This window comes from Citrobacter sp. Cm046 (assembly GCF_030333065.1).
In the GTDB taxonomy this organism is placed as follows: Bacteria; Pseudomonadota; Gammaproteobacteria; order Enterobacterales; family Enterobacteriaceae; genus Citrobacter; species Citrobacter murliniae.
This window is the reverse complement of the sequence record NZ_JAOWGP010000046.1, coordinates 62895-88922: the sequence shown is the minus strand read 5'-3', so window position 1 is coordinate 88922 and position 26028 is coordinate 62895. Positions and strand designations below refer to the sequence as shown.

Genomic DNA, 26028 nt, shown 5'->3' with positions numbered 1-26028 from the left:
GCTTAGCGCTACCGGGCGATCATTTCAGAGAGTTAATCCCGACGATCATCGTCTTTATGGTCAAGGCGGTTGCGATCGTCGTCTTTGCGTTGAAATTCCCCGTCAAACGTCTCACCACCGCCGGTTCCGGCGCCAAAACCGCCACCAGGCATACGAGAAAAACGCAGGTGCGGCAGGAGCTTCATGGTCAGATGCTTCTGTACAGGAGGTAATAAAAGAAGAAGACCAAGGAAGTCGGTGAAGAAGCCAGGAAGCACCAGCAGCAAGCCAGCAATAATCAGCGACACGCTTTTAATCATTTCTGCAGCGGGGCTTTCACCTGCCGCCATCTTTTGCTGCATCAGCAGAAAATTCTTGAACCCTTGGTTGCGTACCAGCGACATCCCGATGACCGAAGTGAAGATAACCAGGAGCAGGGTCATCAGAACGCCTAACACATGGGCGACCTGGATAAAGATAGAAATCTCAATGTAAACATAAAGAAAGATGGCAAGTAATGGTATCCAGCGCAAAGGACTCTCCTGTAAATAACAGCCGTTTTCGCAACGCCTGTCTGAATGGTTGTGCGACTCGCATTAGTCAGATGTTGAGGTCGTTAGCAAAATTTCAAGCTGTTTGTACACTTATATTTGGTATTAATCCTAAAGGGGTGATCTATTTCACATAATAATAAATAAGGGGTAAATTCCACACTTTAAGTGATCCAGATTACGGTAGAAATCCTGAAGCAGCATATGATCTCGGGTATCAGACCGATGCAGGGGATAATCGTCGGTCGAGAAACAATCGAAATCACATATATCCTGTGTGTTTAGTAAAATCATTGGCAGCTTGAAAAAGAAGGTTCACATGTTAAACAACATTCGTATCGAAGAAGATTTGTTGGGTACCAGGGAAGTTCCAGCGGACGCCTACTACGGTGTTCATACTCTGAGAGCGATTGAAAACTTCTACATTAGCAATAACAAAATCAGTGATATTCCTGAATTTGTTCGCGGTATGGTAATGGTTAAAAAGGCAGCGGCCCTGGCCAACAAAGAGCTGCAAACCATTCCTAAGAGTGTGGCAAATGCCATTATCGCGGCGTGTGATGAAGTCCTGAATAACGGAAAATGCATGGATCAGTTCCCGGTAGACGTTTACCAGGGCGGTGCGGGTACCTCCGTCAACATGAATACCAACGAAGTGCTGGCCAATATCGGTCTGGAACTGATGGGTCACCAGAAAGGTGAATATCAGTACCTGAACCCGAACGACCACGTGAACAAATGTCAGTCCACCAACGACGCTTATCCGACCGGTTTCCGTATCGCTGTTTACGCATCTATCATCAAACTGATTGATGCTCTGAACCAGTTGCGCGAAGGCTTCGAACAAAAAGCCGTTGAATTCCAGGACATCCTGAAAATGGGCCGTACCCAGTTGCAGGATGCTGTACCGATGACCCTCGGTCAGGAATTCCGTGCTTTCAGCGTACTGCTGAAAGAAGAAGTGAAAAACATTGGTCGTACCGCAGAGCTGCTGCTGGAAGTTAACCTCGGCGCAACAGCAATCGGTACTGGTCTGAACACACCGAAAGAGTACTCTCCGCTGGCAGTGCAAAAACTGGCTGAAGTTACTGGTTTTGCCTGCGTTCCGGCTGAAGACCTGATTGAAGCAACCTCCGACTGCGGCGCATACGTTATGGTGCATAGTGCACTGAAACGTCTGGCTGTGAAGATGTCCAAAATCTGTAACGACCTGCGTTTGCTCTCCTCTGGCCCACGTGCTGGTCTGAACGAGATCAACCTGCCGGAATTGCAGGCTGGCTCTTCCATCATGCCGGCAAAAGTGAACCCGGTTGTTCCGGAAGTCGTAAACCAGGTATGCTTTAAAGTCATCGGTAACGATGTCACCGTCACCATGGCGTCTGAAGCAGGTCAGCTGCAGCTGAACGTAATGGAACCGGTAATCGGCCAGGCAATGTTCGAATCAATCCATATTCTGAGCAACGCTTGCTACAACCTGCTGGAAAAATGCGTTAGCGGCATCACCGCTAACAAAGAAGTGTGTGAAGCATTCGTATACAACTCCATCGGTATCGTCACCTACCTCAACCCGTTCATCGGTCACCACAACGGCGACATCGTCGGTAAAATTTGTGCCGAAACAGGTAAGAGCGTACGTGAAGTTGTCCTGGAGCGCGGCCTGTTGACCGAAGCAGAACTGGACGATATCTTCTCTGCACAAAACCTGATGCACCCTGCTTATAAAGCAAAACGTTATACTGATGAAAGCGAACAGTAATCGTGTAGGGTAGTACCAGAGAAGGCACGTCATGATGACGTGCCTTTTTTCTTACTCGAAGTTACTTAAAAACAACAATTTAATATCAACTTGTTAAACAACAAGGAAGGCTAATATGATAGTTTTAGAACTTATCATCGTTTTGCTGGCAATCTTTTTGGGTGCCAGACTTGGGGGTATCGGTATTGGATTCGCAGGTGGGCTGGGTGTTCTGGTTCTCGCCGCTATCGGCGTAAAACCGGGTACAATTCCGTTCGACGTTATTTCCATTATCATGGCGGTTATCGCAGCCATTTCAGCCATGCAGATTGCCGGTGGTCTGGACTATCTGGTTCATCAGACTGAAAAACTGCTGCGCAAAAACCCGAAATACATCACGATCCTTGCTCCTATCGTGACCTATTTCCTGACTATCTTTGCTGGTACAGGCAACATCTCTCTGGCAACGCTGCCGGTTATCGCTGAAGTGGCGAAGGAACAAGGGATCAAACCTTGCCGTCCTCTGTCTACTGCGGTGGTTTCTGCACAGATTGCGATTACCGCATCACCTATCTCCGCAGCCGTGGTTTATATGTCTTCCGTAATGGAAGGTCATGGAATCAGCTACATCCACCTGCTGTCTGTGGTCATTCCATCCACCCTGCTGGCGGTTCTGGTGATGTCTTTCCTGATCACCGCACTGTTCAACTCCAAACTGTCTGACGACCCGGTTTACCGTAAACGTCTGGAAGAAGGTTTGGTCGAACTGCGCGGCGAAAGACAAGTTGAAATCAAAGCAGGTGCGAAGACCTCCGTATGGTTGTTCCTGCTGGGTGTAGTTTGTGTAGTCGTTTATGCCATCGTCAACAGCCCAAGCCTCGGCCTGGTCGCTAAACCGCTGATGAACACCACTAACGCAATTCTGATCATCATGCTGAGCGTCGCGACGCTGACCACGATTATCTGCCGCGTTGAAACTGACGCCATCCTGAACTCCAGTACCTTCAAAGCCGGTATGAGCGCCTGTATTTGTATCCTGGGTGTGGCATGGCTGGGTGATACCTTCGTATCTCACAACATCGACTGGATCAAAGATACTGCAGGTAGCGTGATTCAGGGTCATCCGTGGCTGCTGGCCGTCATCTTCTTCTTTGCTTCTGCACTGCTGTACTCTCAGGCAGCAACGGCTAAAGCACTGATGCCGATGGCTCTGGCACTGAACGTTTCTCCGCTGACGGCTGTAGCATCTTTCGCCGCCGTTTCTGGCCTGTTCATTCTGCCAACTTACCCAACGCTGGTTGCTGCGGTTCAGATGGATGACACCGGTACAACCCGCATCGGTAAATTCGTCTTTAACCATCCGTTCTTCATCCCTGGTACTCTGGGTGTGGTTCTGGCGGTTTGCTTCGGCTTCTTGCTGGGCAGCTTCATGCTTTAAGTTTTACCTGCAGGGCGTGCAAGCGCCCTGCAGTTCTTTCCCCTCACCTCGCTTTAACTAACATCCTTCCCTCGTCCGTTGTATAGTGACCCTTCTCTTGCTGGTTACTCTGTTCTTTCGAGGTGTTTATGCTTGATGTAAAGAGTCAGGATATCCCCATCCCCGATACCGTTGTGGTGCTCTGCACCGCCCCGGACGAAGCAACAGCCCAGGATCTGGCCGCTAAAGTGCTGGCTGAAAAACTGGCCGCCTGCGTAACACTTCTGCCTGGCGCGACCTCCCTCTATTATTGGGAAGGCAAGCTTGAGCAGGAATATGAAGTCCAGATGATTTTAAAAACCGCAGTAACGCATCAGCAAGCCCTTCTCGATTGCCTGAAGTCTCATCACCCGTACCAAACCCCTGAGCTTCTGGTTTTACCCGTCACTCATGGAGACTTTGATTACCGCTCATGGCTCAACGCATCCTTACGCTGATCCTGCTGCTGTGCAGCACATCCACCTTTGCCGGATTATTCGACTCGCCTGGCCGCTCGCAGTTCGTCCCTGCCGATCGGGCATTTGTTTTTGATTTCCAGCAAAACCAACACGACCTGAACCTCTCCTGGCAGGTCAAGGACGGCTACTATCTCTATCGTAAACAGGTAAGCATTACGCCATCTCAGGCCAGTATTGCCGAAGTAAAACTACCGCCAGGTATTTGGCATGAAGATGAGTTTTACGGCAAGAGTGAAATTTACCGCCAGCAGTTGAACATTCCGGTTACGGTAAATCAGGCCACATCTGGCGCTACAATCACGGTCACTTATCAGGGTTGTGCCGACGCCGGATTTTGCTATCCGCCGGAGACTAAAACCATACCGTTAAGCGAAGTTGCCGCCCTTACAGATACAACACCAGTCACGGTATTGCCGGAAGAAAAATCACAGCCAGAGCCAGAGACCGAGCTTCCCTTTTCCGCCCTGTGGGCATTGTTGATCGGAATTGGCATCGCCTTTACGCCTTGCGTACTACCGATGTATCCGCTGATATCCGGCATAGTACTGGGTGGGAAGCAACGCTTATCAACTGGGAGAGCGCTGCTGCTGACCTTCATCTACGTGCAGGGAATGGCGCTCACCTACACCGCGCTGGGTCTGGTCGTTGCAGCGGCAGGCCTACAGTTCCAGGCTGCACTACAGCATCCTTATGTACTGATTGGCCTTGCCGTCATCTTTACGCTGCTGGCTCTGTCGATGTTTGGTCTGTTCACGCTGCAGCTACCTTCTTCACTGCAAACGCGGCTCACGCTGATGAGCAATCGCCAGCAAGGCGGCTCTCCCGGAAGCGTGCTTGCGATGGGAGCGATTGCAGGGCTGATCTGTTCTCCTTGCACCACCGCACCACTGAGCGCAATTTTGCTTTACATCGCCCAGAGCGGAAACATGTGGCTGGGAGGCGGCACGTTGTACCTGTATGCACTAGGGATGGGGTTACCCCTGATGCTAATTACCGTATTTGGTAACCGACTTCTGCCCAAAAGCGGCCCATGGATGGAACATGTTAAAACAGCTTTTGGGTTTGTCATCCTTGCGCTCCCCATATTTCTGCTTGAACGCATTACCGGCGACGAGTGGGGAATACGCTTGTGGTCACTGCTGGGCGTCGCATTCTTTGGCTGGGCATTTATCACCAGTCTACAGACGAAGCGTACGTGGATGCGTATCGTCCAAATTATTCTGTTAGCTGGCGCTCTGGTGAGCGTGCGTCCGTTACAGGACTGGACGTTTGGTGCTCCACATGCGCAAACTCAGACACATTTGAACTTCACTAAAGTAGCATCGGTGGAAGAATTAAATCAGGCTCTGGAACAAGCTAAAGGTCGCCCGGTCATGTTGGATCTGTACGCTGACTGGTGCGTTGCCTGTAAAGAATTTGAGAAGTACACCTTCAGTAATCCGCAGGTTCAACAAGCCTTAGGCAATACGGTACTGTTGCAAGCAGATGTCACAGCAAACAGTGCGCAGGATATCGCTCTGCTAAAACATCTACAGGTATTAGGATTGCCAACGATCTTGTTTTTTGATGCGCAGGGTAAAGAACATCCGGACGCCCGCGTTACCGGCTTTATGGATGCCGCAACCTTCAGTGCGCATTTGCACAATCACCAACCGTGAGCAACACTTGCAAAAGGAAAACGGAGGAGAATACCGTGCAACGTGAAGATGTCCTGGGAGAAGCCCTGAAATTACTTGAGGTTCAAGGTATAGCCAATACCACGCTGGAAATGGTGGCTGAACACATTGATTATCCCCTTGATGAGCTACAGCGTTTTTGGCCCGATAAAGAAGCCATTTTGTATGACGCGCTACGTTACCTCAGTCAACGAGTGGATATCTGGCGACGTCAGCTTCTGCTGGATGATACCCTGAGTGCTGAGCAGAAACTCCTGGCACGCTACAACGCCCTTGCCGAATGCGTGAGCAACAATCGCTATCCAGGCTGCCTGTTCATTGCTGCCTGTACGTTTTACCCCGACCCAGAGCATCCTATCCATCAGTTAGCTGGACAGCAAAAAAAAGCGGCACATGACTTTACCCACGCACTGCTGACTATGCTGGAAGTTGACGACCCGGCGATGGTTGCCAGGCAGATGGAGCTGGTGCTGGAAGGCTGTCTCAGCCGCATGCTGGTCAATCGTAGCCATGCGGACGTGGAAACGGCACACCGCCTGGCTGAAGATATCCTGCGCTTCGCCCAATGCCGCCAGGGTGGTGCGCTGACTTAAGCGTGCATTCCTGTCCACGATGAAATAAACGGGTATTGCGCATTGGGAAAAAAGTGCAGACACGGTTTAAATCGCATCAGACCGGTGGATTTGTGCAAACTTCAGGCAAAAACGCACAGATTGCCGTAATATTAAGCGGTTGAACAGCTTTTCCTGAAATTTGATTGACTGGCAGACGTGAATACGGTTTAATGCGCCCCGTTGCCCGGATAGCTCAGTCGGTAGAGCAGGGGATTGAAAATCCCCGTGTCGGTGGTTCGATTCCGCCTCCGGGCACCACTATTCGAAGCCGCTGGTCATAGGTGAAAAACCTGGCGAGCGTTTAACGGGAGTGGTACTTGTTGATGTTGATCCTCACATCAGCATGCATCAATATTTACCCTCTCGATAAGGGAGCCTGTTGGCCCAGGCTCCCTTTTCTCGATCACATTAAATAATTACAATGACGTGACAAAATGTCAACCATTGTAAAATCGCCCCTCAGATTTATCACTTGTCAGTGTAAAGCGCCATTTCCCTCTCAAGAGCCTGACTCACGATATCCATACTAATATCAACGTATTCCATTGTCGTGCTCACATTACTGTGTCCCAGAAGTCCTTTTACAAGTTGCAGATTCCGTTCTGGTGAGCTCATCAGTGTCGTGGCAAGGGTGTGCCTGAACCGGTGGGGAGAAACATCAAACCCGCACTCTTTTGATAGCCTGCGAAAAAAAGAGCGTAATGGTTGTAGGGAAGGCCTTTCTGAAAGAACATCTCGTTCAGTTAGTGAAGAGACGAAGCGTTCATAATGAAATAATGCATCATTATTTCCAGCGCCACAGTCTTTGGCACGCTTTAACAGCTCTTCCAGACGCGGGCGCAAGTGGCTGACAATGGGGACTCGCCACTCCCGATAGGTTTTACTGCCTTCGGCTCTGAGCTCAATCCAGCCATCTTCAAGGGAAACATCTTTCAGACGGATATGCAGCAGTTGATTCTGTCGCATACCTGTATAACGTAGCGTATCAAGAACGGCCAACCAATACCAGGTAGGGCGCAAAGCACATTTTGTCTTAGAGCCTTGCTCTGTCTCGAACTGTTGCATGATAAGCCAAATTTTTGTCATTTGATTTTTTGTCAGGGTCTTCTTGCGTTTCCTGTCCTGTTTAACTGAAACACCATTAAAAGGATTCTTACTTAAGTTTGTGAGGTGAGTAGATATAGCAAAATTATAAAGCGCACGCATATGGCTAACTTTATTATTCCAGGTATGTGCAGAGAGCCCCTGTTTCTTTAATACATTTCTACGCCATTCAAGCACATCGCGGGTTGTTATGTTATAAGGTGAACAGTTGTCCCCAATATGCTTCCTGAAGCCACGAATAACTTTATTATAACTCCACTCTGTATCTTCACGCAGTGATTTACAGAAAAAATATTCATCCGTAAGCTCCTGCCATAGCCAGTTAGCGTTATTTTCTTTCATTTTTCCACTCCTCTCTTGGTAATAATAACTCACCGGATATCAACACAACGCTGCGGTCATGAGAACGAAAGGAACTGACTGTCCTGGGGTACCGTTTTCCTGAATATATCCTTGCTTTTCAACAGATAGCCTTTCACTCGTTTAAACTTTCCGGCCTTGTCGGGTGTATCGTAAAGCCGAGCAAAATAAAATCGCCTGTGATCACGACGCTTATGTAAATTCAGTCGCTCAAAAGAAGCCTGAAGATTTTCCCGGTATTCCCCCGGTTTACCAATGGCCTTGAGATAGTCAAAAAAAACCCCAGGAATGGGTAAAAATATATGGCCGGAAATAATATGGATTTTATCTTCCTTGTTGTTAAAACTGATCTTTCCACTACTGACTCCATCCCGAAACCAGGTCCAAAATAGTTCTCCTTCCACTATGTCAGCAACGGTAATGTCTACAGGAATAGAAGCTGTTTTTTTATCTCCATTATTAACAACTGTATTATGAAGATTATTATAATCTTGCTGGGCGGTCATGGCTTTACCTTTCTGAATAGACATATTTTCTACCTTATCCCTTTCAACACCCCCTACTCCATGTCGTACAGCAGGAGTAATACCCATCATAGTTTTCTCTATTTCTTTGACGTTTTCCTGTGATGTAGAGAGGGTAAAAAGTGATAATAATTCATCAGTTTCTGAAAAGGACTCCTGTGAATTGTGTTCGTCAACACTGAAAAACATTTTCTCCTCTGTAGTACCTCCACTCTGAAGGAAATCCGTTGCTTCAGAGGTATCTTCAATTCCGGTGCCAAATGTAAAACCTTGGATTGAAGGTATTATAAAAGATGTATCAGCAGAAGTTGCCATGCCTGAACGTTCTGCTGATGGCTGTAGTTTAAAATTTTCTAAGGGATTAGTTCTTTCCTGTAATTGCATCCTGAGGTCTTCGGTCCGGAGGCTTTCGACTGTAATTGAATTGTCCATATTCAATGGTGATCCAACTTTCTCTGCCGCCTGATTCAGCAGGTTACGCATAACTGGCATGATTGGATGTCGGTTCCACAACGCACCAGAAAGGTTCTGCAACGCAGACTGGTTACCTGCCAGCCAGTTAAACGCTTCCCCGGGCATCAGTTGTCCCGAGACTAACGATGCGAAAGCCAGAGCATCTTCTCCTTCTGGAGTTTTTTCCCTAAATCGAAATCGGTAAGGCACATCCGGTACGGCAATACCTGGTTGCCAACCCAATCCGCTAACCAATTCTCCTTCCAGAGAGAGCAACAGAGGTAAATGCCAAAAAAGTGCTGACCAGTAGATAACGGCATTCCACATAACGTTTTGCACTGCCTGTTCCTCCGGGGCTGCACCTGGTGGAAACATGTAACCCTTTGCAAGTCTGACTGCATAGCTAGTAAACTGCAGTGTCAAATCACCAAAACCGTGCGCCAGGGACCAGTGTCCTTGCCGGGCAGCAGGCACGTTCTGTACATGCGACAGAAGATTCCTGAGCGGGAACAGATAGAGACGCTGGTACACTTCAGCGGACAGAGAGTTGTTCGCCCATATCTGCTGGAGACATCGTTTTCTCAGTGTTCTGCCCATTAGCAAGTCAGGGCAATGGGGTGAGTAGTATCCAGCGGGAGGCTCCGCACCAGATAATGAGTTTACTGTCGGCTCTTCTTTTGAAAACAAAGCCCTGAATGTTTTGATTCTGTTGAGCATGATTTTCTCCTGATGTAGTGCTGCTCATTGTTGTGATACTCCCTGTTCTGCACCATAAAAAACCAATTATTCACGCTGAGAAGTTTTTCCCCCCTGTAAGATTAAGCGCTATCATCCACGGAGATACACAATCTTGTTTATTACCGGCTTCGTTTTAGACTTCCAAACTTATGGATTATTAATTTGCGTAAAAAAGCTCTGCTTCATTCAACCAGCTCATCAATCTCATTAAACACTTATATTCCCTTGGTCCAGATGGGATTTATGATAAAACTATCAATAACTCTCCCCTTGTGTAACCATAAAAATAAAAACCATTATTCAGCAAAACTCATAACTACCCAGGTTTCATATCCGAAATAACTTTCTGAACAGATTTATTTCTCCTGACAGCACCAGGCGTCTTGTGAATTTCATTTCTCATCGCCCGCGTAAATACCTGCTGACTGGTAAATCCGAGCATAAGACACACTTCAATAACGGGGATATCCGTATTTTCCAGTAAAAAACATGCACGTCTTAATTTTTTCAGTTTTATATACCTCCCCAGACTTATTCCTGCCACCTCCTTGAACATCCGCTGAAAATGCCATTTCGAATAACCCGCTCTGGCAGAGACATCATCTACCCTGAGCGGCTCCTCCAGGTGCTCATCAATCCATTGCATAATTTCAGACACTACAAGTCGGTTTATCTTTTCCTTCCGTATTTTTTTTATGTCCATATATAGCCCCCCACAATGAGGCAGACAGGAATAACAGAAAGGCCAAAGTCCTGTTCACATCATCTGATGATTGAGATTCCACATAATCCACAGCGACCCGGTAATAATGATAAAGATAATGACAGCGGAAAAGACAATGGCCACGAGGTTCCAGCGCATTTCAGAAGAAGCATTCAGGTGAAGAAAATACACCAGATGAACCAGCACCTGAACAACGGCACACGTCATGACCCCGCCTGCGATGATCCCTGCGGAAACACCACTGTCCGTAACCAGCCAGAACGGGATCGCCGTCAGAATGACCGACAGGAGAAAGCCGGTTATATAAGACATCGTATTGCCGTAAGCTACGCCCTGTGCGTCTGCAGAATGTCTCATGGCATTGCTCCCATCAGGTAAACAATACTGAACACGCAAATCCAGATGACATCGAGGAAATGCCAGAACAGACTCAGGCATATCAGACGGGGGCGACTGAATCCTGACAGACCTCGTCGGGCAACCTGATACATCAGGATCAGCATCCAGATCAGTCCACATGTCACATGCAGACCATGGGTGCCCACCAGAGTAAATAGCGCTGACAGGAAGCCACTGCGCTGTGGGCCGAAACCCTCAGCAGTCAGGTGACTGAACTCCCAGACTTCCATTCCGATAAAACCCAGACCACACAGAAATGTCAGGGTCAGCCATCCAAGTACACCGCCCTCGCGGTCTTTATCCATGCTGATAACAGCAAAACCATAGGTAATCGAGCTAAGCAGAAGCAGCACGGTTTCCGCCAGGACAAACGGAGGTTCGAAAATATCCTTACCTGCCGGACCATCTGCAATGTTATGAACCATGACGCCGTAAGTCGCGAACAGGGTGGCGAAGATAATGCAGTCGCTCATCAGGTAGATCCAGAAGCCGAAGACCTTACTGGCACCTGTACCCTGATGCCCGTGCTGAGCACGGGTGCGGAAGGATGAATCCAGAGCTTCACTTACCATATGTCACACCGGCTTTGTTTATTTCTGCAAAGTGCTGATCCTCGATTTTTTTTATCTCGGCGACGGGTACGTAATAATCCACGTCTTCATCGAAGCTTTTAATAACCCAGGTCAGGATAATCCCGAGGAATGACAATCCCGCCAGCCACCAGATATGCCAGATAGCCCCGAAGCCAAACCCGATGCAGAGCAGACCAATAATCAGCCCCGCCCCGCTGTTTTTCGGCATATGGATTTCGGCATAGTTAGCAGGTTGCTTGTATGCCTCTCCTCTTTCCTTCATTTCCCAGAACGCATCACGTTCGTGGACAAAAGGCACTTCAGCAAAGTTATAGAATGGCGGCGGGGAAGAGGTGGACCACTCCAGTGTCCGTCCGCCCCACGGGTCGCCGGTCATATCCCGGTTTTCGTGGCGGTCGCGCACCGACACCCAGAACATAATGACCTGGCACAGTATCCCGCAGGCTATCAGCGCAGCACCGCTGGCTGCCACGACCAGCAGGGGATGGAACTGGGGGTCAATATTCTGACTCAGGCGGCGGGTCATCCCCATGAACCCCAGCACATAGAGCGGCATAAACGCCACATAAAATCCGATGATCCAGAACCAGAACGCCCTCTTGTTCCATTTTTCATTCAGGGTGAACCCCGTCGCTTTCGGGAACCAGTAGGTCACACCAGCCATACTGCCGAACACCACCCCGCCGATAATGACATTATGGAAGTGGGCAATCAGGAACAGGCTGTTGTGCAGGACAAAGTCAGCTCCCGGCACGGCCAGCAGGACGCCGGTCATTCCCCCTATAGAAAAGGTGACAATAAAACCTACCGTCCATAACATAGCGGAGTGCATCTGAATGCGCCCCTGATACATGGTGAACAACCAGTTGAAGATTTTCACACCGGTCGGGATAGCGATAATCATCGTCATGATCCCGAAGAAGGCGTTAACGTTCGCACCGGCTCCCATGGTGAAGAAGTGATGCAGCCATACCAGGAAGGAAAGCAAAGTGATGGCGACCGTTGCCCACACCAGCGAGGTATAACCGAACAGACGTTTCCTGGAAAAGGTTGCCACCACTTCCGAGTAGACCCCGAAAACCGGCAACACCAGAATATAGACTTCCGGATGACCCCACGCCCAAATCAGGTTGACATACATCATCATATTGCCGCCCATATCATTGGTGAAGAAATGGAAACCCAGATAGCGGTCAAGGGTCAGCAATGTCAGCGTGACGGTCAACACCGGGAAAGAAGCGATAATCAGCACGTTGGTACACAACGACGCCCAGGTAAACACCGGCATTTTGAACATGGTCATGCCAGGCGCACGCATTTTCAGGATGGTGACGAAGAAGTTAATGCCGGTCAGCGTGGTCCCGATACCGGAAAGCTGGAGTGTCCATATCCAGTAATCCACCCCGACACCGGGGCTGTACGCTAACTCCGAAAGCGGCGGATACGCCAGCCATCCGGTTGTCGCAAACTCCCCCACTCCCAGGCAGAGATTCACCAGTACCACGCCCACCACGGTTAACCAGAAACTCAGGTTATTCAGAAAAGGGAAAGCCACGTCACGTGCACCAATCTGCAGGGGGACCACAATATTCATCAGGCCGATAACGAAAGGCATGGCCACGAAAAAAATCATGATCACACCGTGACCGGTAAAAATTTGATCATAGTGCCAGGGCGGCAGATACCCGGCACCTTCCACACCGGATGAGGCCAGGACCTGCTGGCTGCGCATCATTATCGCATCGGAAAAGCCGCGCAGTAACATCACAAACGCGACAATGATGTACATAATCCCGAGCTTTTTGTGGTCAACAGAGGTCAGCCATTCGGACCAGAGATATTTCCACTTACCGAAATACGTAATGGCCGCGATGATTGCCGCCCCAAGTACCAGAATACCAACAATCGTAACCCTGACAATCGGGTCCTCAGGTATGGCATCCAGCGTCAGTTTTCCTAAAAACATAAATCAACTCCCCTGCTCTCTGAAAGAGAGATATTGTTCCGGGCCCTGAACTGGTCATCAGATATGCCAGCGCCTTTATTGAATGTTTTGAATTTTTGAGTCACGTAGCTGAACAGCGTCGGATCGACGACGGAGAAGAACTCAACCGGGTGGTTTTCGTCAGGCTCAGCCAGTTTTTCAAAATCAGCCGGACCGAGCAGCATATTCGGTGATTTCTTCACATCAGCGATCCACTGTTCAAACGCGGTATTATCCGGTACGGCAGTCGCTTTAAATTTCATACCGGAAAACCCCCTGCCGCTGTAACTGGACGAGATGCCGTTGAAGGTTCCCGTCTCACCGGCGATCAGATGCAGCCGGGTCTGCATGCCCGGCATCGCATAAATCTGGCTGCCAAGTGCCGGAATAAAAAATCCGTTCATCACGGAACCGGACGTGATACGAAAATTCACGGGGGTGTTTACCGGGAATACAATCTCATTGACGGTTGCAATACCCTGTTGGGGATAAATAAACAACCATTTCCAGTCCAGGGAAATCACTTCAATCTCGACAGGTTTCACCACAGAGGTCAGTGGCCTGGATGGCTCCAGCGCATGGGTGGACTTCCATGTCAGCACGGCCAGAAACAGGATAATCAGGACGGGTACCGTCCAGACCACCGCCTCCACTTTATTGGAATGAGACCAGTCAGGGGTATATTTCGCCGCGGTATTCGAGGCACGGTATTTCCAGGAAAATATCACCGCCATCAGGATCACGGGAATAACGACCACTAACATCAGGCAGAATGCCGTAATTATCAGTGCCCGCTGCTCAATGGCAATTTGCCCTTTAGGATCGAGTAACACCGCCTGACAACCACTCAGTAATAACACGCCTGTTATTACCGGCAGGTATTTCATGACGGCCTTATATTTATGATGTCGCATTTGACAACCTCATTTCACGGTCTGTCAGCCAGAGTGTATGTTTAATCTTTTTACGGAGAACCAGCCTTCCATACTGACTCCCGCTGACATCCTCCCGGTCATTTAATGGCCGGACATCTTCTGAAGCGGCCCCTTCGGTTTTTTGATGAGCCAGATAATGCCAATGGACCCCAGCATCAGAACGGTGGCCGACTGATAGAAATCGTTCGTTGCCAGCATGATGGCCTGACTGTCTATCATTCTCGAAAACAGGGCCGCCGACGTGTCTGCCGGAATACCGGCCGCCCCCAGTGTGGTACTGACGGTGGCAGGCACGTCCGGACTGATGGCCGTCACGAGCTCCGCCCGGTTGAATTTTGTCATATGCTCCCAGTACGTCTGGGTCAGGGAAGAGCCCACCGCCATGCACATAACACGCAGGAAGTTTTGCAGCCCGGAACCGGCCGCCACTTTCTCCGGCGGCAGTTCGGACACCCCCAGCGAGGTGAGCGTGATAAGGCAGGCGGGAACCCCGGCGCCGAGGACGAACATGGGAACAGCAACCGACATAAAGTCAGCCTGCGACGTCAGCAGGGCACGCATCACAAAGGAGACCGCCAGTACGCCCATGCCATAGCTCACCAGCAGACGGGGATCGACCTTCGGCAGCAGACGACCAATAATAGGCGAGCTCAGGACGGCCAGGATCCCCATGGGCCCCGTCGCATACCCGGCCCAGGTAGCCGTGTACCCCATCCACTGCTGTAACCAGAGGGGGGTCAGGACAATATTCCCGAAGAAAATACCGAACATCAGGCAGAGCGTGACGGTTGATACCACCCAGTTACGTGATTTGAACACGCTCAGGTCCAGCACCGGTTGCTCATCAGTAAGCTCCCAGATAACCAGAGAAATCAGGGCGATAGCGGCCACTATGGCGCAGACAATAATGATATCCGAGGAAAACCAGTCCAGTTCACGTCCTTTATCCAGCATGATCTGAAAAGCCGCCACAAAGATGACGAGGAGACCCAGCCCCACGCTGTCCAGCCGGGAGCGGCTGATATGGGTTTCTTTCCCCTTCAGCACCCACCAGGTCCCGAACCCCACGATCAGACCAAAGCCGATATTGATGTAAAACACCCACTGCCAGCTCCAGTTATCCGAGATAAGCCCACCCAGTATCGGACCGAATATGGGCGCCACCACCGTCATCATTCCCCAGAGCGCAACGGCAATGTTGGCCTGTTTCTTCGGGAAGGCTGCAAGCAGCAACGTGGAAGAAAGCGGGATCAGCGGGCCACCGGCCAGCCCCTGCAGTACACGGAAAATGGCCAGGCTCGGTAGTGACCAGGAAAGACCGCAGCAGACAGAAAAAATCACAAATGCAACAACAGAAAAAAGGAATACGCGCACCTGACCGAACTGCATCGCCAACCAGCCGGTCAGCGGCACCGTGATGGCTTCAGCCACCGCATAGGCGGTGATGATCCAGATTCCTTCTGTTGTCGACACGCCCAGGTAACCGGATATTGTGGGCATCGCGACGTTAGCAATGGTGGTATCGAGTACCACCATAAAATTCCCGAGCGAGAGCGCGATTGCCGCAACCACCAGTTTGAATCCGGACAGAGGTGGAAATGCTGAACCAGACATACCTTATTTCTCCGTGTGGTCATCTTTGGCATTCGATGTCAGGTCCACCGTAACTTCCATGGACAGCCCGATGCGCAGAGGATTTTTACGCAGTTCTTCCCGCTCCAGACGAACGCGCACCGGCAGTCGCTGCACGACCTTAATCCAGTTACCCGTGGCATTCTGCGCCGGTATCAGTGAAAGCGCGGAACCGGAGCCGCCGTCAAATCCCTGAACCACGCCGTGATAAACAACACCGCTGCCGTACAGGTCTGAAGTCAGCTCTACCTTCTGGCCCGGTCTGACGTCGCTGAGCTGACCTTCCTTGAAATTCGCATCAACATAAATATCCTCGATGGGCACAACCCGCATCAGCCGGTTTCCGGCCTGAACATGCTGCCCGATATCCACTGAGCGCTGTGTTACCACTCCATCCACCGGGGCCCGGATAACCATACGCGCCAGGTTTATACGGGCCTGATCGAGACGGGTTCTGGCTGCCACCACAATGGGGTTAGTTTCAACGGTACTGTTTAGAAACAGGGCCTCGTTCGCCTGCCGGGCCCCTTTCGCTTCGACACTGCCAGCGCGAGCAGCTTTCAGACTGGCTTCCGCTTCTCCCAGCGCGGCCGTTGCCTCCCGTAATTCTGTCTGCGCATCCGTAAAATCCTGCTCAGATACGGCCCCAGCTTTCACCAGATTCCGGCGACGTCGCTCATCAAGGGTGGCCTTATCAAACCGGGCCCGTGCCCTCGCCACATCATGTTCGGCGCTCTGAATGCCCGCTTCACGCGAATCAAGCTGTCCGCCCAGAGCGGTGTCATTGGCCATAATCTGCATCACCTTCCGCCGGGCGCTGCCAAGCTCAGCTTCAGCCTGTGACACCGCAATTCTGGCGTCCGTATCATCAAGCACGACCAGTACATCACCGGCATGCACAAGCTGCGTGTTGACCACATTTACTTTCTTCACCGGTCCGCCGACCAGAGGCGTCACGTCCGCCACTTCGGCAGCGGTATAGGCGTTATCCGTTGAGACCGATTTACCGGCAAAGAAAATCAGCCAGATGAGATAACCAATGACGATGAGGATCAGAACACCGCCAAATATGGCAAACAGCTTGCGGCGATGGTTTTTTTTGTCACCGTTACCCTTCTTTGCCGTCGTGTTATCCGGAGCCTTAACCGTATCCTGCTGCCCGTTCGTATCTTTATCTTCAGTCATTACGGTTCCACCTGCGCATCAAATGTTGAACTGGATTCAAATCCGCCACCAAGGGCTTTGACAAGGGCCACATCAAGGGAATACCCCCGTGAATGTATGGCGGTATTCGCCAGCTGTGCCCGGAGTAACCCGTCTTCAGAAGTGAGGACTTCCTGATAGTCAGCCAGCCCTCCTGAGTACCGGGCTTTTGCCAGCTGATAAGCCTCTTCGCTGTGGGACAGAGCAGAGGCGGTCGCTTCTGACCGGTCCACCAGGGCAGCAAGGCTGCCTGTCGCATCGGCGGTCTCACGTAATGCCTGTGTCAGCGCGTCGTTATATGACGCCACCGCGTATTCATATTCCGCTCTGGCACCCTTGTAGTTAGCGCGTAAACGCCCGCCTTCAAAAAGCGGCAGGCTGATAGCCGGCCCGACGCTCCCGATATCAGAACCGGAGCTGAACAGGTTATTCAGTCCCAGCGACTGATAACCCACAAAGGCCATCAGGTTCACGTCCGGATAAAACTGCGCTCTGGCGACACCAATGTTTCTGGCGGCGGCTTCAACCCGCCACCGGGCGGCCACCACTTCCGGATTGCGCCCGAGCAGGTTTGCGCTCAGCTCATCGGGTAACCCGACCGGACGTCGCATCTGCAACCGGGGTCTCAGGATATCCAGCCCTCTGTCCGGCCCCCGGCCCAGTAAAGCCGCGATGCTGTTCTGGGTTAGTTTGATTTGCTCGCTGGCTTCAGCCAGCGCCGCTCTGGCAGCATCCAGCCTGGCAGCACTCTCTTCCACGGACACTCTGGAATCGAGTCCCTGAGCATGGCGTAACTGAACCAGCCTGACGGTGTCCGTCCGGTTACGCAGCTGGCGCGCGGCAATGTCCCGGCTGTCATACTGGTACTGCAGCCGGATATAGGCATCCGCCAGCATCGTCGTCAGCATCAGTTTCGCGGCGGCGGCATCAGCCTCAGCGGCACTGGCTTCGGATATCGCGGCACGCAGTGCATCCCGGTTTTTACCCCAGAAATCCAGTTCCCAGCTAAAGTTGAGGCTGGTCTGTCCCATATCGTTCCATCCGTGCGGCACGGCTGTTTTAGGGTAGATGTAGTTGTAGCTGAGCTTCTCTTTATTAATGGACGCGCTGGCATCCAGTGACGGGTATAACCGGGACCGGGCGACGCCCGTTCTGGCTGTGGCTTCACGCACCCGTGCTTCCGCCTGTGCCAGAGAAGGTGAATGCGCGGTGGCTTCACTCATCAGCTCGTTAAGCTGCGTATCACCGAAGGCCGTCCACCACTTTTCCTGCGGCCAGTCAGCATGCGGACCGGAAAAGCTGCGTTGTGAAACCAGCGCCGCAGCCTGTTCCGGCTGAGGCGCAGTGCCCAGATCGGGGATCGCCGCACACGCCCCCAGGGCAAGACTGAGCACGGAGATAACACATCCCTTCAGATAATGTGGACGGTACCTTCCTGTCTCCGTCCTGTGCGCAACACGGTAACCTGACACACCCCTCATACCTGCCTGCCCTGTTTAGCCTGATTTATGGCGAACAAAGTAAACCGATCAGTTCGGTACAGTCAAGATTAAATTCACAGGCCTTGCCATTGCACGTGAATCTGTGAACAATAAGCAAATCAGAGCGGTTTGATTACATATCATTTTTATGTTTAACCGTTATTCAAAACGTAGATGAAGGTAGAACTGATGCCGGTTTCAGACAGAGCTTCCAGGGAAGCAAAAAACAACAATAAAAACCTGCCTTCTGAAGGTACTCCTGCTGTATCAGCGAAAGCGCAGAAGGTCCTTGCGGGGGCGAAATCGATATTTCTGGCACGAGGCTACTCGGCCGCGACAACAGATATGATCCAGCAGGCTGCCGGGGTTTCCAAATCAACCGTTTATGCGTATTACCCCAACAAGGAAGCATTGTTTACTGCGGTGGTTGAACAGCAATGCGAACGGTTTCTTCAGACGGTGCACGACGTCAAAATCTCAGGGAAAGATATTGCTGATAAGCTGGGTAAACTCGCCAGACTCTATCTGGATATTGTGCTTTCAGAAGATGGCCTGGCACTTTATCGTGTTGTTGCCTCTGAAGCCCCGCGATTTCCGGAATTAGGACGACGCTTTTATCTGGCGGGCCCTGACAGAATGAACAATATTGTTGCCGATGTCTTAAAGGATGCAGAGTTAAAAGGAGAAATATTTCTTGGTGGTATCGGATGCGCTTCTGCAGCCTCTCTCTTTGTGAATATGGTCAGGGGAGAGCCACAAATGCAGTGTCTGATGCATCCGGCCTCCCTGGCATCCGCAGCCCAGCGTGACTTCTGGGCAAAAGATGCGGTATCAGCGTTTTTGCTCGCTTTCTGTAAAGCCGGGAAATGAGTTAATTCCGTAATATTATCATCACTATCAGAGGCCACTGTGTTGACTGATTGATATGTAAGGATGCTGTATTCATATTGATTTTTTCATGCATCCCTCCCCCCTTCCTGTGAATGCAGGCCCGACATCCCGCCTCGTCGACTTTTCTGACTGGTTTTGTGTCATTTGTACCGGGCATGAGGCAAAACCAGAATCATATATTTTGCTGTATTAAATAGCGTTTCTGTGTCTGCCTGTAATCGGGCATTTTCCCGGTTTTTATTTAGCAACAATCTGACTTGCCTCTTAACACAAATCCTGACTATGCTGATGGTAATGTACCGTACCGTACAATCATTAAGAGGGTAGGCTATGAGCATGACAGAAACAGTCAGACTCACTACATCGGCTCAACGCAGAGAGGCTATCTTACTGGCTGCAGCCGATGTGTTTTTCGAAAGGGGTTACGCAGCCACGAGTGTTGATGCGATTGTCGCAAGGGTCGGGGGATCCAAGCGGAGCATTTACGCTGAATTTGGTAACAAGGAAGGATTGTTTACTGCACTTGTTTCCCGCCATGCCCGTTATGCGCTGTCGGCACTTGAGGAGCAGGATGAAAGCCCGGGAAAAACGATTGAACAGCAGTTACTGACATTTGGTCGTCGTCTGATGGATATTTATTTTTCACCCGCGCTGCTGGGGATCTTCCGGGCAATCATGGCTGAGGGCGCGCGTTTTCCTGAGTTAACCCGTGTCTTTTACGAGCAGGGCCCCGCCCACGCCGCCATTCGTCTTTCTGAAGTAATTAATGAAGCTGCATCACACAATGAGGTTGAGGTTGATGATCCAGTCACGGTAGCCAGCCACTTCATCGGCATGTTGAGAGATAACCTGCACTTAAGTGTCGTTCTGGGTCTCAGGCCGGTGCCCTCGGAGGCTGAGGCGGAAAAACACGTCGTATCTGCCGTTCAGATATTCCTCAGAGGGATTTCTTATCAATCCGTGAACAGCAGCTCCCGGGGACAGCTAACATGACCCCTCTTTAGCCGGGGACGGTCTGTCCGGATTGAGTTTGTCACCTCCGGAGACAACCGGCACTTTACGCCAGCACCAGTGGGAAAACCATGAGAAAGCACTTACATGAGACGGAGAAATAATATGGCAGCGAAAATCGAAGAATACGCCATGATAGGCGACTGCAGAACTGCTGCTCTTGTCTCCCTGACCGGTTCAATAGACTGGCTGTGTCTGCCCCGGTTTGATTCGATGGCCTGTTTTGCCGGTATTGTCGGTACGTCCGGTAATGGCCGGTGGCGTATAGCACCGGTTAATACCCGTTATACAGCCAGCCGGACTTATCTTGATGGCAGTCTCATTCTCCGGACCCGGTTTCAGACTGAAGACGGGGCGGTAGAACTGACAGATTTTATGCCCGTCGAACAAGAAAACAGCCACATTGTGCGGATGATCACCTGCTCAGAGGGTTCCGTTTCACTGGAATCAGAGTTACTTGTCCGTTTCGATTATGGCCTGACTGCCCCCTGGATCAGAAAGACGGATGACAGAACCACGACGATGATTTCCGGCCCCGATCTTCTCGTCCTTCGCTCAGAACTTGCGACTGACATTACGGATGAAAAGGTCACTGCAACATTCGATGTTCACAAGGGCGATAAATTCATTTTCATTCTCAGCCACGGCCCGTCGCATCTTCCTCCCCCGACCACCATTGAGCCGGAGCGGCTGTTTCAGCGAACAAAAGCCTGGTGGAAAGGATGGTCCGGGCGGTGTGAGGAGGCAGGCCGATGGACGGAGATTGTACGACGCTCACTGATTACCCTGAAGGGCCTGACTTATGTTCCGACAGGCGGGATCATCGCGGCACCGACCACGTCTTTACCTGAATGTATCGGCAGCAGCCGTAACTGGGATTACCGGTATTGCTGGCTTCGGGATGCGACATTTACCCTGTCGGCTTTACTGACCGCAGGTTATGAGGAAGAGGCTGATGCATGGCGTGCCTGGCTGTTGCGTGCGGCTGCAGGAGATCCTGCTCAGATCCAGATAATGTACGGCGTCGCGGGTGAAAAACGACTGGAAGAGTGGACAGTCCCCTGGCTTTCCGGCTACGAAGGCTCTGTGCCGGTACGCATCGGTAACCAGGCCGCGGAGCAGCTTCAGCTTGATATTTACGGTGAGCTTTTTAACGCCATGTCAGTGGCCTCCCGGAGTGGATTACTCCCCCTTTCGCGTGGATTTGAGTTGCGTACGGCCTTGCTTGAGCATCTTGAAAAAACCTGGTCTGATCCGGATGCAGGTATATGGGAAATCCGTGGTGAACCACAGCATTTCACCCATTCCAGGGTGATGACATGGGTGGCTTTCGACCGTGCGGCAACCGATGAGCAATACAGTGCGGACCCTGTTACTCGCCAGAAATACCGGCGTATTGCCGACGAAATACATCGCAACGTTTGTGAAAACGCTGTTGACCAGGAACGCGGCTGTTTTGTACAGGCTTACGGCAGCGAGCACCTTGACGCCAGCCTGCTACTTATACCTGTTGTGGGATTCCTTCCCGCTGATGACGAACGGGTACGTAATACGGTTTCTGAAATAGAACGACGGTTGATGAAGGACGGTCTTGTGTTGCGGTACGAAACTGGCACCAACGTTGACGGTTTACCCGGCCATGAAGGCGTCTTTCTTGCCTGTAGTTTCTGGCTGGTTGATAACTACATTCTGCAGGGTAACCTGAAAAAAGCAGAATCCCTGTTTGAGCGACTTATTTCTCTTAGTAACGACGTGGGGCTGCTGGCAGAGGAATATGATCCCTCCGCAAAACGCCAGCTTGGGAATTTTCCACAGGCGTTCAGCCATGTGGCCCTGGTTAATTCGGCATTTGCGCTGGCACGGGCAGGGGAAATTAAACATCCGGTAGCACAGCGGGCTTCTGAACGATGAACCAGGTAAAAGATTAATACAAACGTTCACCGGATATCATGCTTAATGGCTCATAAGGAGAGCAACATGACAAAAGTACTCATTCTCTACTATTCAGCGGGCGGACATACTGAGGCGCTGGCAAAGGCAGTCTTTGAAGGCGCGGATTCGACAGGCGCGGAAGTCACACTGAAGCGGGTTCCAGACTTAGCAGGGGAAAACGCCTCTGAGCACAGGCATACGGATACAGAAGAAGCCACTCCTGATGAGCTTGTTGAATATGACGCAATTATTATTGGCAGTCCCACCCGCTTTGGACGTTTATGCGCCCAGGTAGCCAATTTTCTGGATCAGACCACCCGGTTATGGAAGGAAGGCAAGCTAATCGGCAAAGTTGGAGGGGCCTTTACCTGTACGGCCAGCCAGCACGGTGGTTCGGAATCCACTATATTTTCAATCCTCACTTCAATGATGCACCATGGTTTTATCATTGTGGGCCTCCCCTATTCTTATGAAGGCCTTCTTGAAATGAAAGAAGTCGCGGGAGGTTCTCCGTACGGAGCAACGTCCGTTACCGGTTCAGATGGTTCCCGGTATCCCTCTGAAAATGAACTTGATGGTGCCCGCTACCAGGGAGCACATATTGCAAAGGTGGCACATGCCTTAACTTCGGGAAAGGCTTTTCTGAACCTTTTGGATAATGGCAAGGTACGACCCGACGATGATATTTAGTTGCGGCATTTCAGTACCGGTTCGTTCACCGGGAAAAAACAGAGTCACCATCCTGAATTAAGTATAACGGCTTTTAGTATTTCCCGGGACACGGGCGGGGGCCGAATGAGGCAGCCGCTCATCCGGGGTAAAAACAGGAAATATCTGTCATGGGATACACTCCCTGACAAATCAGTATGTAACTGAGTCAATAACCAAGCTGCTGATATTCAGTAAATATACAATATATACTGAGGAGGAAGTATGCGAATGCAAAATAATGTCGTACTGGTGACAGGTGCTGGTCAGGGAATTGGCCGTGCAATAGCCAGCCGGCTGGCCAGCGAAGGTGCTTACATTATCATTAACGACCTGTACGAAAACGATAATACCAGGGAAACGCTCAGGGAAGTACAGGGTGCCGGCAGTAACGGATGTATCATCGCCGGCGATGTCAGCGATCCGGTTATATGCCGTGATATTATCGCTGAAGGTTTCAGCTGGGCAGGGGGTATTGATGTACTAGTGAATAATGCCGGAATTGAACGAAATGCAGAATTTCTTGACGTGACAGAGAAGGATTTTGACGCTGTAATGAATGTTAACCTGAAGGGAGCCTTTTTCATGACGCAGGCGTTTGCTCAGCATTTTCGTAACACTAAGCGTAAAGGGCGCATTATTAATATCAGCTCAGTGCATGAGGAACTCCCCTTCCCTCATTTCACCAGTTACTGCATAAGTAAAGGTGGAATGAGAATGATGATGCGAAATCTTTCCATTGAACTCGCCCCCCTGGGAATAACCATAAATAATGTAGCGCCTGGCGCGATAGAGACACCGATTAACAAGAGCCTGCTAAATAATCCACAGCAGCTTGCAGAACTGACACATAATATTCCCGCCGGACGCTTGGGGAAACCACTTGATGTGGCCAATGCGGTACTCTGGCTTGCCTCAGATGAAGCTGATTACGTGACAGGCTCGACTGTTTATATTGATGGCGGGTTACTCTGGAACTATCAGGAACAATAAGGATTTATACCTTTCGCATGACCGAATGAGGACCGGTAAAAGTCTTAATGGATAATTTTCTGGCAAAAGATAACCGTCAGATACCCGTAGTTAAATTGATACTATGGATGAATTATCACCCTTCTGTTCGGATATCTGACGCATTACGAACAGAAAGGCTGAATAATAATGCATCCTGCTATGTGATGCATGCTTATGTTAATATATCAGACTTAACGGCATAACCTGGCAGATATAATATATAATGGAGTTCATGATGGCTGTTCACAGATGCGAGCTGTCGGACCTGCAGCGGATTGTTTATGAATGGGTGAAATTAAATCCGTGGCATAAACGTATGCAGGCAAGTGAAGCTGTTGTAAAAAAATATGGTTTCAGCTGGAGGCAGGTACTTAATGCCCATATTGCCATAACCCGTAAAGGATTGCTTCAAAAAAGTGAATCCAGTATGAATACAGTTTACGCTGTCAGGACTCTCCGCAAAAAACAGGACACACAGGAACTGGAACGTAAACGTTTTATAAGTTGGCTTGAAAATGAACATGGTTTTCATGACAGCGACCTTGTATGGTGGCCGGAAGGAAAGTGTTTTATCGTTTTTATTGTGCAGTTGTCATGGTCTGCATGGCTTGCCCGGGCAGGGAAAAACACCAGCCGCAGAGAAAGTGGCTGCTAAATATTTTAATTGTTTGTTAATTAAAATAGTATATATACATTCTCGTAAAAATCTGAACACTTTCCATTCTTTTTTATTGTATACAGCCACATCCTGAGAGAAGGAGCTTTTTGATATTTAACTTTTGTTGCAATTAGCATTTACAGCTTATAAAGCTCTCGAATAACAATACGGATAAATATACTTTAATGCAAATGCAGATTTTAGTGACGACAATTCATCCACACTTGTTTCATCAATTCACTTCACTAAAAAACCTTCGGATATCAGCAGGCTTCTCCGAACAACGTTTAAAAAAATGAACAGTTTTAAAACCTGAACTGGTTAACATAAATAAAACGCACAAAACGGCAAGATCATTTATCTTCCTGTTATTAGAATTTGATGATATTAATAGTAGCATGTCAACGTTATTGCGATTTGTCCTGGTATTCTCTTCCGATATCAGGACCTTTTTTTGTCATCAATCATGGGTTATTCTCCTGACTGCCTTCATTAATAACAAACCACATCACTCTGCCCACATAAGGCCCGGAGGCACTTTTTTTATTACTAACTCTGGAGAAAGGCTTGTTGCTCAGCAAGGGTAATCGCCTGAGTTCAGCCATCAAAAGATTCTGCTCCATTCTATTAATAAGCTGGTATATCGAGAAGCGTCAGGAAGATACATCATCTGGCCATCAAAGGGTTAATCTGGCAGCCACACACATCAAGCGCTATCTCAAATGAAGTGAAGGTAAATTAATTGAATGCCAGGTGTAATGGGATGGTACCCCTGACCACTCCTTCCTCTCTGACAACGCTTATATCTTGCCCGAGCCTTTCGTGACTTCAGGGGCGTGAATCACAATTGGAATCAGATAAAACCAACGTGCTGGAAAGCCACAGACACTCAAGTTTGGTTGCGAGTTCTCCCCGCTCTCGGCCTTCTTTCAGCAACCGTTTAATATCAGGAACTACTTCTTCAGAAAAACAGCACTGTTTCAGAGCATTAGTCAGCCACCGTATCAGAAAAATATTTTCCTGATATTCAGATAATGTGCCTTTTTCCTGGCTCTCCAGTCTTAGTGCCACCAGAGCACACCATGCCAGATGCCCTGTTTTTTGTTCTAATGAATCATCCATCACAATTCTCTCACTTAATATAATGATCGTTTATTTTATTATATGCATTTTCTTTTCCCTCTGGGAAAACCA

23 protein-coding genes and 1 tRNA gene are annotated in these 26028 nt (G+C 49.9%); 12 read left to right on the top strand and 12 right to left on the bottom strand.

Annotation, left to right across the window (positions count from 1 at the left end; genetic code table 11):
* Positions 1 to 32: 32 nt before the first annotated feature.
* Positions 33 to 512, bottom strand: a complete 480-nt coding sequence (locus OGX98_RS21665) for an FxsA family protein (protein ID WP_045438843.1) — start codon at positions 510 to 512, stop codon at positions 33 to 35.
* Between the two features lie 337 nt (positions 513 to 849).
* On the opposite strand from OGX98_RS21665, the gene aspA reads away from it, so the two are divergent.
* The 6 genes from aspA (at position 850) to OGX98_RS21635 (ending at position 6748) form a co-directional block, all read left to right on the top strand.
* Complete coding sequence (gene aspA, locus OGX98_RS21660; protein ID WP_040232935.1) at positions 850 to 2286, top strand: aspartate ammonia-lyase; 1437 nt, start codon at positions 850 to 852, stop codon at positions 2284 to 2286.
* A gap of 115 nt (positions 2287 to 2401) precedes the next feature.
* Entirely contained in the window at positions 2402 to 3703 is a 1302-nt protein-coding gene (locus tag OGX98_RS21655; protein ID WP_045438837.1) for an anaerobic C4-dicarboxylate transporter, read from the top strand.
* Between the two features lie 128 nt (positions 3704 to 3831).
* The gene (cutA, locus tag OGX98_RS21650) at positions 3832 to 4179 is read left to right on the top strand and encodes a divalent cation tolerance protein CutA (RefSeq protein ID WP_045438833.1); all 348 of its coding nucleotides are present in this window, start codon (positions 3832 to 3834) and stop codon (positions 4177 to 4179) included.
* Complete coding sequence (locus OGX98_RS21645; protein WP_286595911.1) at positions 4155 to 5858, top strand: protein-disulfide reductase DsbD; 1704 nt, start codon at positions 4155 to 4157, stop codon at positions 5856 to 5858. The genes cutA and OGX98_RS21645 overlap by 25 nt, the downstream gene beginning before the upstream one ends.
* Before the next feature lie 35 nt (positions 5859 to 5893).
* Entirely contained in the window at positions 5894 to 6469 is a 576-nt protein-coding gene (locus OGX98_RS21640; protein WP_286595910.1) for a transcriptional regulator, read from the top strand.
* Between the two features lie 203 nt (positions 6470 to 6672).
* Positions 6673 to 6748, top strand: a tRNA-Phe gene (locus tag OGX98_RS21635).
* A 210-nt stretch (positions 6749 to 6958) separates the two neighbouring features.
* Here the strand turns inward: OGX98_RS21635 and OGX98_RS21630 are convergent.
* The 10 genes from OGX98_RS21630 to OGX98_RS21585 form a co-directional block, all read right to left on the bottom strand.
* Positions 6959 to 7936 carry a tyrosine-type recombinase/integrase gene (locus OGX98_RS21630; protein WP_003025439.1) on the bottom strand — a complete coding sequence of 326 codons (978 nt, stop codon included), beginning with the start codon at positions 7934 to 7936 and terminating at the stop codon, positions 6959 to 6961.
* A 56-nt stretch (positions 7937 to 7992) separates the two neighbouring features.
* The gene (locus OGX98_RS21625; protein WP_058684991.1) at positions 7993 to 9648 is read right to left on the bottom strand and encodes a TraI domain-containing protein; all 1656 of its coding nucleotides are present in this window, start codon (positions 9646 to 9648) and stop codon (positions 7993 to 7995) included.
* Positions 9649 to 9985: 337 nt separating this feature from the next.
* A complete protein-coding gene (locus tag OGX98_RS21620) occupies positions 9986 to 10372 on the bottom strand; it encodes a helix-turn-helix domain-containing protein (RefSeq protein ID WP_058684990.1) in 387 nt (128 codons plus the stop codon).
* Positions 10373 to 10426: 54 nt separating this feature from the next.
* On the bottom strand, positions 10427 to 10750 hold the full coding sequence (cyoD, locus tag OGX98_RS21615) for a cytochrome o ubiquinol oxidase subunit IV (protein ID WP_058684989.1): 324 nt from the start codon (positions 10748 to 10750) through the stop codon (positions 10427 to 10429).
* Entirely contained in the window at positions 10747 to 11364 is a 618-nt protein-coding gene (gene cyoC, locus OGX98_RS21610; RefSeq protein WP_058684988.1) for a cytochrome o ubiquinol oxidase subunit III, read from the bottom strand. Before cyoC ends, cyoD begins: the two co-directional genes overlap by 4 nt.
* Positions 11354 to 13351 carry a cytochrome o ubiquinol oxidase subunit I gene (gene cyoB, locus OGX98_RS21605; RefSeq protein WP_053216416.1) on the bottom strand — a complete coding sequence of 666 codons (1998 nt, stop codon included), beginning with the start codon at positions 13349 to 13351 and terminating at the stop codon, positions 11354 to 11356. Before cyoB ends, cyoC begins: the two co-directional genes overlap by 11 nt.
* On the bottom strand, positions 13342 to 14283 hold the full coding sequence (cyoA, locus tag OGX98_RS21600; RefSeq protein ID WP_058684987.1) for a ubiquinol oxidase subunit II: 942 nt from the start codon (positions 14281 to 14283) through the stop codon (positions 13342 to 13344). The genes cyoB and cyoA overlap by 10 nt, the downstream gene beginning before the upstream one ends.
* Before the next feature lie 102 nt (positions 14284 to 14385).
* A complete protein-coding gene (locus OGX98_RS21595; RefSeq protein WP_058684986.1) occupies positions 14386 to 15918 on the bottom strand; it encodes a DHA2 family efflux MFS transporter permease subunit in 1533 nt (510 codons plus the stop codon).
* 3 nt (positions 15919 to 15921) lie between these two features.
* A complete protein-coding gene (locus OGX98_RS21590; RefSeq protein WP_058684985.1) occupies positions 15922 to 17121 on the bottom strand; it encodes an HlyD family secretion protein in 1200 nt (399 codons plus the stop codon).
* On the bottom strand, positions 17121 to 18533 hold the full coding sequence (locus tag OGX98_RS21585) for an efflux transporter outer membrane subunit (RefSeq protein WP_058684984.1): 1413 nt from the start codon (positions 18531 to 18533) through the stop codon (positions 17121 to 17123). The genes OGX98_RS21590 and OGX98_RS21585 overlap by 1 nt, the downstream gene beginning before the upstream one ends.
* 276 nt (positions 18534 to 18809) lie before the next feature.
* Between OGX98_RS21585 and OGX98_RS21580 the strand changes: the two genes are divergently transcribed.
* The 6 genes from OGX98_RS21580 to OGX98_RS21555 all read left to right on the top strand — a co-directional run bounded on the left by OGX98_RS21580 (position 18810) and on the right by OGX98_RS21555 (position 24831).
* Positions 18810 to 19490: a TetR/AcrR family transcriptional regulator gene (locus tag OGX98_RS21580; RefSeq protein WP_003029844.1), complete on the top strand. Its 681-nt coding sequence runs from the start codon at positions 18810 to 18812 to the stop codon at positions 19488 to 19490.
* A 351-nt stretch (positions 19491 to 19841) separates the two neighbouring features.
* Positions 19842 to 20504 carry a TetR/AcrR family transcriptional regulator gene (locus OGX98_RS21575; RefSeq protein WP_003029842.1) on the top strand — a complete coding sequence of 221 codons (663 nt, stop codon included), beginning with the start codon at positions 19842 to 19844 and terminating at the stop codon, positions 20502 to 20504.
* 123 nt (positions 20505 to 20627) lie between these two features.
* Entirely contained in the window at positions 20628 to 22433 is a 1806-nt protein-coding gene (locus OGX98_RS21570) for a glycoside hydrolase family 15 protein (RefSeq protein WP_058684983.1), read from the top strand.
* A 66-nt stretch (positions 22434 to 22499) separates the two neighbouring features.
* On the top strand, positions 22500 to 23144 hold the full coding sequence (wrbA, locus tag OGX98_RS21565; RefSeq protein ID WP_003029838.1) for an NAD(P)H:quinone oxidoreductase: 645 nt from the start codon (positions 22500 to 22502) through the stop codon (positions 23142 to 23144).
* A 243-nt stretch (positions 23145 to 23387) separates the two neighbouring features.
* Positions 23388 to 24155, top strand: a complete 768-nt coding sequence (locus OGX98_RS21560; protein WP_032933081.1) for an SDR family NAD(P)-dependent oxidoreductase — start codon at positions 23388 to 23390, stop codon at positions 24153 to 24155.
* 253 nt (positions 24156 to 24408) lie between these two features.
* A complete protein-coding gene (locus OGX98_RS21555) occupies positions 24409 to 24831 on the top strand; it encodes a hypothetical protein (protein WP_127897196.1) in 423 nt (140 codons plus the stop codon).
* A gap of 831 nt (positions 24832 to 25662) precedes the next feature.
* On the opposite strand, the gene OGX98_RS21550 is transcribed toward OGX98_RS21555, so the two are convergent.
* Positions 25663 to 25956 (bottom strand): DUF2913 family protein, encoded by a 294-nt coding sequence (locus OGX98_RS21550; RefSeq protein WP_003029831.1) that lies wholly within the window; start codon positions 25954 to 25956, stop codon positions 25663 to 25665.
* Between the last annotated feature and the right edge of the window lie 72 nt (positions 25957 to 26028).